The 12149-nt window shown below is 68.2% G+C and carries 10 protein-coding genes; 4 read left to right on the top strand and 6 right to left on the bottom strand.

Going from position 1 to position 12149, the window contains the following annotated elements:
• Positions 1 to 58: 58 nt before the first annotated feature.
• Positions 59 to 1051 carry a porphobilinogen synthase gene (gene hemB, locus ACKTSN_RS20515; RefSeq protein WP_409470445.1) on the top strand — a complete coding sequence of 331 codons (993 nt, stop codon included), beginning with the start codon at positions 59 to 61 and terminating at the stop codon, positions 1049 to 1051.
• A gap of 85 nt (positions 1052 to 1136) precedes the next feature.
• On the opposite strand, the gene ACKTSN_RS20510 is transcribed toward hemB, so the two are convergent.
• Positions 1137 to 1940, bottom strand: a complete 804-nt coding sequence (locus ACKTSN_RS20510; protein ID WP_409470444.1) for a DUF4253 domain-containing protein — start codon at positions 1938 to 1940, stop codon at positions 1137 to 1139.
• Between the two features lie 129 nt (positions 1941 to 2069).
• On the opposite strand from ACKTSN_RS20510, the gene ACKTSN_RS20505 reads away from it, so the two are divergent.
• Entirely contained in the window at positions 2070 to 2597 is a 528-nt protein-coding gene (locus ACKTSN_RS20505; protein ID WP_409470443.1) for a DinB family protein, read from the top strand.
• A gap of 3 nt (positions 2598 to 2600) precedes the next feature.
• Here the strand turns inward: ACKTSN_RS20505 and argS are convergent, their stop codons facing one another.
• Positions 2601 to 4367: an arginine--tRNA ligase gene (gene argS / locus ACKTSN_RS20500; protein WP_409470442.1), complete on the bottom strand. Its 1767-nt coding sequence runs from the start codon at positions 4365 to 4367 to the stop codon at positions 2601 to 2603.
• 300 nt (positions 4368 to 4667) lie between these two features.
• Here argS and lysS point away from each other — a divergent pair, with 300 nt between their 5' ends.
• Positions 4668 to 6410 carry a lysine--tRNA ligase gene (gene lysS, locus ACKTSN_RS20495; RefSeq protein WP_409470441.1) on the top strand — a complete coding sequence of 581 codons (1743 nt, stop codon included), beginning with the start codon at positions 4668 to 4670 and terminating at the stop codon, positions 6408 to 6410.
• Positions 6411 to 6475: 65 nt separating this feature from the next.
• On the opposite strand, the gene ACKTSN_RS20490 is transcribed toward lysS, so the two are convergent.
• The 3 genes from ACKTSN_RS20490 to ACKTSN_RS20480 form a co-directional block, all read right to left on the bottom strand.
• Positions 6476 to 7777: a DUF2637 domain-containing protein gene (locus ACKTSN_RS20490; RefSeq protein WP_409470440.1), complete on the bottom strand. Its 1302-nt coding sequence runs from the start codon at positions 7775 to 7777 to the stop codon at positions 6476 to 6478.
• Between the two features lie 156 nt (positions 7778 to 7933).
• Complete coding sequence (locus tag ACKTSN_RS20485) at positions 7934 to 8773, bottom strand: DUF3558 family protein (RefSeq protein WP_409470439.1); 840 nt, start codon at positions 8771 to 8773, stop codon at positions 7934 to 7936.
• Between the two features lie 154 nt (positions 8774 to 8927).
• On the bottom strand, positions 8928 to 9791 hold the full coding sequence (locus ACKTSN_RS20480) for a DUF3558 domain-containing protein (protein ID WP_409470438.1): 864 nt from the start codon (positions 9789 to 9791) through the stop codon (positions 8928 to 8930).
• A 214-nt stretch (positions 9792 to 10005) separates the two neighbouring features.
• Between ACKTSN_RS20480 and ACKTSN_RS20475 the strand changes: the two genes are divergently transcribed.
• Positions 10006 to 11199, top strand: coding sequence for an RtcB family protein (locus ACKTSN_RS20475; RefSeq protein ID WP_409470437.1), 1194 nt, complete (start codon positions 10006 to 10008; stop codon positions 11197 to 11199).
• Positions 11200 to 11247: 48 nt separating this feature from the next.
• Here ACKTSN_RS20475 and ACKTSN_RS20470 read toward each other — a convergent pair whose 3' ends face one another.
• Positions 11248 to 12075 (bottom strand): hypothetical protein, encoded by an 828-nt coding sequence (locus ACKTSN_RS20470; protein WP_409470436.1) that lies wholly within the window; start codon positions 12073 to 12075, stop codon positions 11248 to 11250.
• Between the last annotated feature and the right edge of the window lie 74 nt (positions 12076 to 12149).

The following is a 12149-nucleotide window of genomic DNA, read 5'->3' as shown; positions in this document are numbered from 1 at the left end:
GGGCAGTCCGACGTCGCGTCGGCAAAGGTGGGGTTCGGGCGGGCGTAGCGTAGGGCGTATGACGAAGTACGGATCCTTTCCCGGTTCGCGGCCGCGGCGGCTGCGTACCACTCCCGTCATGCGGCGCATGGTTGCCGAGACCCGGCTGCATCCGGCCGACTTCATCCTGCCCGCGTTCGTGCGGGAAGGTGTGAGTGAGCCGGTGCCGATCGCGGCGATGCCCGGTGTGGTGCAGCACACGCGGGACAGCCTGAAGAAGGCGGCCGTGGAGGCGGTGGAGGCCGGGGTCTCCGGGATCATGCTGTTCGGGGTGCCGGAGGAGTCGAAGAAGGACGCGATCGGGACGCCGGGGACCGACCCGGACGGGATCCTCCAGGTCGCGATCCGCGATGTGCGGGCCGAGGTCGGCGACGATCTGCTCGTCATGTCCGACCTGTGCCTGGACGAGACGATCGACCACGGCCACTGCGGAGTGCTCGACGAGCAGGGGCGCGTCGACAACGACGCCACGCTGGAGCGGTACGCCGAGATGGCCCAGGTGCAGGCCGACGCCGGGGCGCATGTGGTCGGGCCGAGCGGCATGATGGACGGACAGGTCGGCGTCATCCGCGACGCTCTCGACCAGATCGGCCGCGAGGACGTGGCCATTCTCGCCTACACCGCCAAGTACTCGTCCGCCTTCTACGGGCCCTTCCGCGAGGCCGTCGCCTCCTCCCTCCAGGGCGACCGCAAGACGTATCAGCAGGATCCCGCCAACGTTCGGGAGTCGATGCGCGAGCTGGCCCTCGACCTGGAGGAGGGGGCCGACATGGTGATGGTGAAGCCCGCCGGACCCTACCTCGACATCCTGGCGCGGGTCGCGGACGCCGTGGACGTGCCCGTGGCCGCGTACCAGATCTCCGGCGAGTACTCGATGATCGAGGCCGCCGCGGAGAAGGGCTGGGTCGACCGGGACCGCGCGATCCTGGAGACGCTGACCGGGATCAAGCGGGCCGGGGCGCAGAACATCCTCACGTACTGGGCCACCGAAGTGGCGCAGAAGCTGCGGTAGTCCGCGCGTTACGACTTCCGTTGGGCGGCATCGAGAAGCCGGTGATGGTGCCGCTGGGCCGGGCGGGATGGCCCGGCCCGTGCGGTCAGTCCCACCAGAAGGACCAGATCTCCTGGTCGATCAGGTGCTCGGCATACGCGCGCAGTGACGGGTTGCTGCTCTGCAGGATGTTGTCCGGGCAGAACGCGAAGTGCTCGACGGCCATCGCCTCCGCCTCCGCCAGGGTGGCGGGCGGTGCCGCGACCGAGACGATCAGCTGGTCGAAGGTGAGGGCGACGACCCGTATGCCGAAGCGGTCCTCCCAGGAGCGGAGCACCGCGCAGAGGCGGGCCACGTCGTTCTCGTGGTTCAGCGGGCCCGACCAGCCGATCGCCGCCGGGATGTCCGCACTGCGGCGAGCCGGTACCAGGGCGAGGCGCGGCTCCTTCAGCCAGGAGCCGTCGGTCACCAGAAAGTCGGCTATCTCGACGGCGAGTTCATCGGGATCGGGGTCGCCCGTGCCGCGGGCCGGCGCGGACGCCAGGCCCGGCCACTCGCCCTCCTCGGCCTCGTCCGCCGCGTACTCCTCCCAGTACTCGGCGAGTACGTCCTCCGGGTCGTGATCCCCCGCGTACGACATCTCGCCGGGCATCAACTCCCAGCCGTCCGGCCCCCCTTGGCTGCCGCCGACATCGACGAGCAGGGGCAGGAGCCCGCCCGTCCGCCGGGCCGGTTCCAGCGCCGCCCAGGCGCCGGGCGACGCCGCGGCGTCCGCATGCCACAGCAGCGGCTCGGGCCACGGGCCGTCGTCCGTGGCGTCGATCAGCCTCCCGGCCGGGAGTTCAAGGCCGAGAGTGCGGCCGGTGGGGTCCGAGGCCAGCTTCGGCAGAGGGTTCGGAAGAGTCGCCATGTCGGTGACTGTACGGGCCGCCACTGACAATCGGACGTGGGTGCTTCTAGCTGGCGGCGAACCGCGTGAGTCGCCGGTGTTCCGTCATCTAGGACATCAACTGGCCTAATCACTCCATACGGTCTCCCCATGGCCTTTTCCTTGGAGAACCCGGCCCTGTCCCTTCCCGGCGAGCGCGGTGAGCTGGTGCACGCGCTCGCGGAGCAGCGGGAGTTGCTGCTGATCACCGTGCGCGGCATCAGCGACGGGCAGGCGGCACAGCGTACGACCGTGAGCGAACTGACGCTGGGTGGGATCGTCAACCACCTCACCCAGGGCGAGCGGGTGTGGACGCAGATCATGGTCAAGGGGGACGGCGAACTGCCGGAGGGCATGCTCGACGTGGAGCAGTACCGCATGGTCGAGGGCGACAGCATCGCCGGACTGTTGGAGCGGTACGCGGCGGTCGCGCGGGCGACCGAAGAGGCCGTGGCCGGCCTGCCGGACCTGGACCGTCGGGCGCCCCTGCCCGTCACACCCTGGTCGCCGCCGGAGCCCGAGTACTGGTCGGCGCGCCGGATCCTGCTCCACCTGATCAGGGAGACGGCTCAGCACGCCGGGCACGCGGACATCATCCGGGAGGCGCTGGACGGGGCGAACACCACCGCCCAGCGCTGAGCCTCAGAGCCGCTCCGGGGTCCTGATGCCCAGGAGGGCCATGCCCTGGTGAAGGGTCCTGGCCGTGATGTCGCACAGGAACAGGCGGTTCTCCGCGACGTCCTTCGGCGGCTGAGGCCTGATCACTGGGCACTTGTCGTAGAACGACGTGAACAGCGAGGCCAGCTGGTACAGGTACGCCGTCATCTTGTGCGGGGCGTACTCCGCCGCCGCTTCCGCGACCGTCTCCGCGAACGCGTCCGCGTGCAGGCCGAGGGCGCGCTCCGCCTCGTGCAGGTCCAGCTCGGGGTGCGCGGCCGGGCGTACCTCGCCGGCCTTGCGGAGGATGGACTGGATACGGGCGTACGCGTACTGGAGGTAGACGGACGTGTCGCCGTTCAGCGAGACCATCTGGTCCAGGTCGAACTTGTAGTCCCGGTTCGCCGACGTCGACAGGTCCGCGTACTTCACCGCGCCGATGCCCACCTGGGCGCCGCGCTCGGCGATCTCCCCCTCGGACAGGTCCTGGGCCTTCTCCCGTACGACGGCCGAGGCGCGGTCGATCGCCTCGTCGAGGAGGTCGACCAGCTTGACCGTCTCGCCCTCACGCGTCTTGAACGGCTTGCCGTCCTTGCCGAGGACCGTGCCGAAGGCCAGCTGGTACGCCTTCACGTCGTCGTTCAGCCAGCCCGCCCTGCGGGCCGTCTCGAAGACCATCCTGAAGTGGAGGGACTGGCGGGCGTCCACGACGTAGATCAGGCTGTTCGCCTTCAGGTTGAAGACGCGGTCCCTGATCGCGGACAGGTCCGTCGCCGCGTAGCCGTAGCCGCCGTCGGACTTGCGGACGATCAGTGGGACCGGGTTGCCGTCCGGGCCCTTGATGTCGTCGAAGAACACGCACAGGGCGCCCTCGGAGCGCACCGCGACGCCCGACTCCTCCAGCAGGCGGCACGTCTCGTCCAGCATGTCGTTGTAGCCGGACTCGCCGACGATGTCCGCGTCGCGGATCTCCATGTCCAGCTTCTCGAAGACGGAGAAGAAGTAGATCTTCGACTCGTCGACGAACTTCTGCCACATGGCGAGCGTGTGCGGGTCGCCGGCCTGGAGGTCGACGACACGGCGGCGGGCCCTGGTCTTGAACTCCTCGTCGGAGTCGAAGAACTTCCGCGCGGCCTTGTAGAGGCGGTCGAGGTTCGACATCGCCTCCTCACCGGTGACCTGGGCGTCCTTGTGGTCCAGCTCGTGCGGGTGCTCGTCCAGATACTGGATGAGCATGCCGAACTGCGTGCCCCAGTCGCCGATGTGGTGGCGGCGGACCACGTTCTCGCCGGTGAACTCCAGGAGCTGGACGACCGAGTCGCCGATCACCGCGGAGCGGAGGTGGCCGACGTGCATCTCCTTCGCCACGTTCGGCTGGGCGTAGTCGATCACCGTCGTGCCGGGGTTCTGCGCACGCGGCACACCCAGACGGCCCTCCGGGTCGGCGGCGCGGGCGGCGAGGTTCTCGGTGATCGCCTTGTCGGTGACCGTGATGTTGAGGAAGCCGGGGCCGGAGACCTCGACGTCCTTGATCACATCGCCGGTGGTGACCTGGGCGACGACCTGCGTCGCCAGCTCGCGCGGGTTCGCCTTCGCCTTCTTCGCGAGGGCCAGGATCCCGTTGGCCTGGAAGTCCGCCCGGTCGCTTCGTCGCAGCAGCGGGTCGACTCCGTCGGCTTCCGGGAGGGCGGAAGCGAGGGCGTCGGCGAGGCGCTGGTGGACGGAAGCGGTGAGGGACGTGACCGGGGCCATGGAGTGGGTGCCGTTCTCCTCGTGGGATGGATAGACACGGCCAGTATCCCATGGGGGTAAAGGGGTTTTTCCGGGTGCCGTGAGCTGTGTGGTTCTCCGGTGTGGGGGCTGGGGTGGGGGTGGGGTGCGCAGCCCGGCGCTGGCGGGGTGCCGCCTGCGCCCACCCGTGCCGCCCCAGCGGCACGACTGCCCGCAGCTGGGCGCGGCGGTGAAAAGGGGTTTTCGTGGATGCTTGGGTTGCTGGGAGAATGGGGGCGTCAGCCGTGTGACCGGGCCGGCTGCGGATGAGGAAAGAAGGACGTGCCGATCGTGGGTCAGAGCACCGAGACCACCGACTGGGTCTCCCGTTTCGCGGATGAGGTCATCGAGGAGTCGGAGCGTCGGGCCCCGGGCAAACCCGTTGTCGTCGCGTCCGGCCTGTCGCCTTCCGGGCCCATTCACCTGGGGAACCTGCGCGAGGTCATGACGCCGCACCTGGTCGCCGACGAGATCCGGCGCCGGGGACACCAGGTCCGGCATCTCATCTCCTGGGACGACTACGACCGGTACCGCAAGGTGCCGGCCGGTGTCGCCGGGATCGACGAGTCCTGGGCCGAGCACATCGGCAAGCCGCTGACCTCCGTGCCCGCGCCCAAGGACTCCGCCCACCCGAACTGGGCCGAGCACTTCAAGGCGGCCATGATCGAAGCGCTGGCCGAGCTGGGCGTGGAGTTCGACGGGATCAGCCAGACCGCCCAGTACACCTCCGGGGCGTACCGGGAGCAGATCCTGCACGCCATGAAGCACCGGGGTGACATCGATGCGGTGCTGGCCCAGTACCGGACCAAGCCCAAGACCGGCGCCAAGAAGTCGCAGAAGCCCGTCGACGAGGCCGAGCTGGAGGCCGAGGAGGGGTCCGGCGCCGCGTCCGAGGACGACGGCAGCTCCGGGACCGCCGGGTACTTCCCGTACAAGCCGTACTGCGGCAACTGCGAGAAGGACTTCACCACCGTCACCTCCTACGACGACAACACCACCGAGCTGACGTACGCCTGCACGGTCTGCGGCTTCTCCGAGACCGTCCGGCTGAACGAGTTCAACCGCGGCAAGCTGGTCTGGAAGGTCGACTGGCCGATGCGGTGGGCGTACGAAGGGGTCATCTTCGAGCCGAGCGGTGTCGACCACTCGTCTCCGGGGTCGTCCTTCCAGGTCGGCGGGCAGATCGTCGGGATCTTCGGCGGCAAGCAGCCGATCGGGCCCATGTACGCGTTCGTGGGCATCAGCGGCATGGCGAAGATGTCGTCGTCGCGCGGTGGCGTGCCCACTCCGGCCGACGCGCTGAAGATCATGGAGCCGCAGCTCCTGCGGTGGCTGTACGCCCGCCGCAAGCCCAACCAGTCGTTCAAGATCGCCTTCGACCAGGAGATCCAGCGGCTCTACGACGAGTGGGACAAGCTCGACGCCAAGGTCACCGACGGCTCCGCCCTGCCCGCCGACGTCGCCGCGCACTCGCGTGCCGTGCGGACGGCCGCCGGCGAGCTGCCGAGGACGCCGCGGCCGATGCCGTACCGGACACTCGCATCCGTCGCCGACATCACCGCAGGGCATGAGGACCAGGCGCTGCGGATTCTCTCCGAGCTCGACCCGGAGAAGCCGCTGGCCTCGCTCGACGAGGTGCGGCCGCGGTTCGACAAGGCCGAGGCGTGGATCAACACGCATGTGCCGGCCGATCAGCGGACGATCGTGCGGGACGAACCGGACGTCGAGCTGCTGAAGTCGCTCGACGAGGCGTCCCAGCAGTCGATCCGGCTGCTGCTCGACGGGCTGGAGGAGCACTGGTCGCTGGACGGCCTGACGCACCTTGTGTACGGCGTGCCCAAGGTGCAGGCCGGGTTCCCGGCGGACGCCACGCCCAAGGAGCTGCCGCCGGAGATCAAGACGGCTCAGCGGTCGTTCTTCGCGCTGCTGTACCACCTGCTCGTGGGGCGGGACACCGGGCCGCGGCTGCCTACGCTGCTGCTGGCGGTGGGGCAGGAGCGGGTGCGGGTCCTGCTCGGGGAGTAGAGCCGCTGCTACGACGAGGGCGCCCGGCGATCGCCGGGCGCCCCTCGTCGTAGTAAGGGAGCGGGTTACGCGATGTGGTCCTCTTCCAGTTCCGCGTTGAAGCGGTTGGTGAAGCGGTTGACCATCTGCTTGGCCTCCTGCTCGGGGAGGCTGATGCGGAACTCGGCCTCTACGTTGTCGCCGAACTCTCGCGGAGTCGGGTAGCCGCTGCCGCTGATCGACTGCTTGAAGACCGTGTAGTAGTCCTCCTCCGTCGGGTCAGGGGCGGGGGTGCCGCCGCCTTCGCCGAGTTCGCGGGTGCGGTTGGGGCCCACCGGGATGGGGAACGTGCCGGTGTCCTCCGGGGAGGGCTCGGGGGGCGGTGGGGGTTCCTCGTACTGCTGCTGGTATTGCTCGGCCTGTTGCTGTTCCTCGTACCACTGGCGGTAGGCGGTTTCCGGGTCGTACGTGGGGTCGTAGCCGCCGTGGTACTCGATGGTTTGCGGGTCCCGGGCGTGCAGCCAGGGGTTCTGGGGCTCGGCGTAGTCCAGGGGCTCTGCGTCCGGGTTGCCGTCGCCCTGGGAGCGCTGCCCGCTGGGAGGTGCCTCCCCCAGTGCCTGAACGGCCTGGGAGGTACCCCCACCGCCCACCCGTGCCGCCCCAGCGGCACGACTGCCCGCAGCTACGTCCAAGGCCGGTTGCGGGGGCGGGGATATCAGCATGGGCTCTACGCCCGCTGCCGCCAGGCCCGCCGGGGCCGTGTCGGCCAGGGGGACGCCGTACTTGGCCAGGCGTAGGGGCATCAGGGCCTCGACCGGGGCCTTGCGGCGCCAGGCTCGGCCGTAGCGGGAGCGGAGGCGGGCCTGGTAGACGAGGCGTTCCTGTTCCAGCTTGATCACCTGGTCGTAGGAGCGGAGCTCCCAGAGCTTCATACGGCGCCAGAGCAGGAACGTCGGAACGGGAGAGAGCAGCCAGCGGGTGAGGCGGACACCCTCCATGTGTTTGTCGGCCGTGATGTCGGCGATCCGGCCGATCGCGTGGCGGGCGGCCTCCACCGCCACCACGAACAGGATCGGGATGACCCCGTGCATGCCCACGCCCAGCGGGTCCGGCCAGGCCGCCGCACCGTTGAAGGCGATCGTCGCCGCCGTCAGCAGCCACGCCGTCTGGCGCAGCAGCGGGAAGGGGATACGGATCCAGGTCAGCAGAAGGTCCAGGGCAAGCAGGACGCAGATGCCCGCGTCGATGCCGATCGGGAAGACGTAACTGAAGTCCCCGAAGCCCTTTTTGAGCGCGAGTTCACGTACTGCGGCGTACGAACCCGCGAAACCGATGCCCGCGATGATCACGGCACCGAAGACGACCACGGCGATGAGAACGCGGTGCATCCGTGTCAGCTGTAGTGGCGCGGCCACCCGTACTCCCCTCCCACTGCGTGTTGTTGCGCGCCCAACAGGGTGGCACATGCGTACGGGGGGCGGGTGGCCGGTCCGGGTACGTCAGCCCTTCCGTGACTCTACCGGTGGCGTCCGGTGACCCGCGGGTCAGCTCTCCTTGGACGGAGACTTGGACGAAGTCGCCGACTTCGAGGGGGACTTGGAGGCGTCAGGGGTGGCGGCAGAGCCGCTCTCGCCGTTCGCCTTCGTCACCGCGGCCACCGCCTCCTCGGCCGCCTTCTTCGCCGCCTTCATCAGATCGTCGGCGTCGGGGGTCTTGTCGCCGGCCAGGCCCGCGCCGTTGTAGTCGAGGGTCACGACGACGTTCTCCACGCGCGCGACGATCGTCTGTTGCTTGAAGGTGCCTTCCTTCTTCTTCAGGTCGTAGCGCACCGCCGTCGCCTGGTCGCCCGTCCCGGACACCGACTCGGTCTTGGTGCCCTTCGCGCCCTCGGTCGCCTGGACGTCCTTGACCTGCTTCGCGAAGTACTCCTGCGCCAGCTTGTCGCCCTCGCCGCGGGTGACGTCGGACTCGAAGCGCAGCATCGAGACGTTCAGCCAGCGGAACTGCGAGCCGTCGACGCCGTTGTTGTCGAGACTGTCCCAGGAGCAGCTGCCCCGCATCGACACATCGTCGGAGTTGCCCTCCTTGCCTGACTTCGAGCCCTTCGGGACGAGTTCGCCCAACGTCTTCTTCGACAGCACCCCGCACGGCTCGGGCAACTCCGAGTACGCCGCCGCCTGCACGGTGGGCGAGGGGCTCGCGGACGCGCTCGACGCGCTCTCGGGCGCCTTCTTGGCGTCATCGCTCGAGCCGGAGTCCGAGGAGCAGCCGGCGGCGATCAGCATCGCGGGGACGGCCGCCGCGCAGACAAGGACGCGGTTCCGGCGCTTCGTCCGCTCGGCACGCTGGTCAGCCTGGTCGTCTCGCTGTGCTCGTCGCTGCATGGTTCCTTCACTCACGCTCTGGTTCCTGAGGCCGGATGGGTCCCGGTGCCGCCGGTGGCGCCGGCGTCCGGATCGGGTCCGAGGGGCCACGGTACGCGGTGAAGGAACTGTGCGGACCCGCTTCATCTGCTTTGCATTCCGGCCTGGAGGGGCGTCATTCCGCCAGCGAGTCGGCCAGCCGGGACGCCAGATTCCGGGCCCTGTCCTGCATTTCCTTGCTGTCCGGCACGACGCCGACCGTGGCCGGCTGCTCCTCGTACTCGATGGTCACGATGACGTTGGACGTGCGGAACGCCACAGTCACCGTGCGCTGTTTGGCCGTCGAACCGGAGCTGCTCAGCGCGTCGTCCAGGAAGGCCTCGTCGCCGAGGTCGTCCAGGACGCGGGGCTGGAGCTCGGTCGGGGTGGCGCTCGCGGTCGAGGTCGGGTTGGTGGAGGAGCCGTCCTCGGGGCTGCCGGAAGAGCCGGGCGAGGCAGGGGAGTCGGCGGACTCCGACGGTGTCGAGGACGGGGAGGACGTCGACGACGGGGACGACGAGGCGGACGGCGAGGATTCGGAAGCGATGGGCTCCGGCAGGTCGGCCGCCGTCTGCCGGGTGGCGAAGAGCTGCTCGGCCTGGCTGTCGTCGCTGACGGCGTTGTCGTAGGACACCACACGCTCGAAGTCGACGTACAGATGGTCCGTGGCGGACATGGACTCCACCTTCCAGCGGCAGCCGACCTTGCGGTCGTTGTCGTAGGTGAGGGCGGGCTCGCCCGCGTAGGCCGTCTCGCGCTGTTCCTCGTCGGCGATCTGCTGGATACCGGGCAGGAGGGAGTCGAGAGTGTCCTGACCGACCGCGCTGCACGGTTCGGGGAGGGTGCGGTAGCGGCCCGGCTCGGCCGCCGTCGTCGCCGTACCGGAGCCGCCGGGGTTGGAGTCGTCCGTGGCGCCACCGTCGTCCGAGCTGCCGGTGCAGCCGGCCAGCAGGGCCGCGAGGAGCGCGGCGACGCCGGATACGTACGCCTTCCGCTGCACGGTCAGGCTCCTCTCCACGGTGGTGCGCTTGCCTGGTCTGTCAGTGTCCCCGCTGGTTATTCGGTTGCCGCACGGGGGTGCCGCCTGGAGACAATGTGTATCGCACGCACTGCCGTGAACGCCGGTCCGTTGTCCGTTACGTCGACCTTGGCGCCGGTTTTGCGATTCAGGACTTCTGATTTGTTTTCACTGGTTTTACGGGGGATGAGGCGATATGTCGTACGTCGAGATGCCGGGCGCGAAGGTGCCGATCCGGATGTGGACCGACCCGGCGACGGTCGAGGACGTGGCGCTCCAGCAGCTGCGGAACGTCGCGACGCTGCCGTGGATCAAAGGGCTCGCCGTCATGCCGGACGTGCACTACGGGAAGGGTGCGACGGTCGGGTCGGTCATCGCGATGCGGGGGGCTGTGTGTCCTGCGGCGGTGGGCGTCGATATCGGGTGCGGGATGTCGGCCGTGAAGACGTCGCTGACGGCGAATGATCTGCCGGGGGATCTGTCTCGGCTGCGGTCGAAGATCGAGGCTGCGATTCCGGTGGGGCGAGGGATGCATGACAGTCCTGTTGAGCCGGGGCGGTTCCATGGGCTGGCCACCAGTGGGTGGGAAGACTTTTGGGGGCGGTTCGATGGGGTCGCTGAAGCCGTCAAGTTCCGGCGGGAGCGGGCCGGTTTGCAGATGGGTACCCTCGGAGCTGGCAACCATTATATCGAACTCTTGTTCGATTCCAGTGGCTCCGTGTGGCTCACGCTGCACTCTGGGTCGCGGAACATCGGCAAGGAACTGGCCGAGTACCACATAGGTGTGGCGCAGAGGCTCCCGCACAACCAGGGCTTGGTCGACCGGGACCTAGCCGTCTTCGTGGCGGACACCCCGCAGATGGCGGCCTATCGCAACGACCTGTTCTGGGCGCAGGAATACGCCAAGTACAACCGCACGATCATGATGGCGCTTCTCAAGGACATCATCCGCAAGGAGTTCAAAAAGGCGAAGCCCGCATTCGAGCCGGAGATCTCCTGTCACCATAACTACGTTGCGGAGGAGCGCTACGAGGGCATGGACCTGTTGGTCACCCGCAAGGGTGCGATCCGCGCGGGCTCTGGCGAGTACGGGATCATCCCTGGCTCGATGGGCACCAGCTCGTACATCGTGAAAGGGCTCGGGAATGAGAAGGCCTTCAACTCGGCTTCGCATGGCGCTGGTCGGCGAATGAGCCGGAACGCTGCGAAGCGTCGCTTCACGGTGCGGGACTTGGAGGAGCAGACGCGGGGAGTTGAGTGCCGTAGGGACTCTGGCGTGCTCGACGAGATTCCGGGTGCCTACAAGAACATCGACCAGGTGATGACGCAGCAGCGTGACCTGGTCGAGGTCGTGGCGAAGCTGAAGCAGTTCATCTGTGTGAAGGGCTGATGCGGCGATGGGCGCGGCGATTGTGTGCCGCGCCCATCGTGAGGTTGCTCAGTCCGGCAGCGGTACTACGCCGTGTTGCAGTTTCCAGCGGCGGACCTGGCAAGCGCTCTGCGAGTAGCCCAGCTCGGCAGCGGCGTGAGCGATGGTCGGTGCGGCGAGCAGGACACGGTCCATCTCATGTGTCCATCGGATGCGCGAGGGTCGGCGCTCCATACCTGCAGGGCGGACCCAGGATGCGAGCGAATCGGCTGCAGCCTGCTTCCGTTCCAGCGAGAGGCAGCCGGGGTAGTAGAGGTGGATTGCCAGCTCCTGAGCGTTCTCCTTCGTGTAGAGGATGTTGTAGATGCCGTCTCGGGCGTTGGGCTTGAGGGTGCGCTCTGATCCTGTGATTTCCCGCGCGTATGAGCACAAGTAGGCCCCGATGGCTGTGCTTTTCGTGGTGAGGGAGAGGAAGGGGAAGCCCTGGCTCGTGTGGCCCACTGAGCCGTCGGCGTCGATGATGCCGCGGAGGTAATCAACGGACGAGAACCTGACGCATGGTGGGGCAATCTGCTGCGACTTGCGGCCGTACGGCAGGCCGAGTTCGTTGAGCTTGGTCCTCGCTTCGAGGGAATGCAAGCTCCAGATCGCTGAGCGGTGGGTTTCTGCGAAGTTCGTGGACCGGGTGCGCTCGCTGATGCTGCTGTTGTACGGCGTCAGCTTCTGGAACTTGCGCAGGAGATCAATGTCCCGTGCGTTGATCTCGACGGTCAATCGCCCCCGCTGCCGCGACTGTTGGGACAGGTGCCCGTCCGCCTGCAAGAACCCGAACATGTACGCGTACTCAGGGACCGTGAGGTTCATGAACTGGTGGGCGATAGGCTCGCAGTCAGCCATGAGGAAGCAGTGTCCTTCCTTGCTGGTCAGGCCCTCGTCCGGGCGGCATCCCGGTCGAGGGCCGTCGTGTTGAT

Source organism: Streptomyces flavusporus (assembly GCF_046267975.1).
GTDB classification, from domain to species: Bacteria; Actinomycetota; Actinomycetes; order Streptomycetales; family Streptomycetaceae; genus Streptomyces; species Streptomyces flavusporus.
Note: the sequence above shows the minus strand (reverse complement) of the source record. Positions and strands in the feature narration are given on the sequence as shown.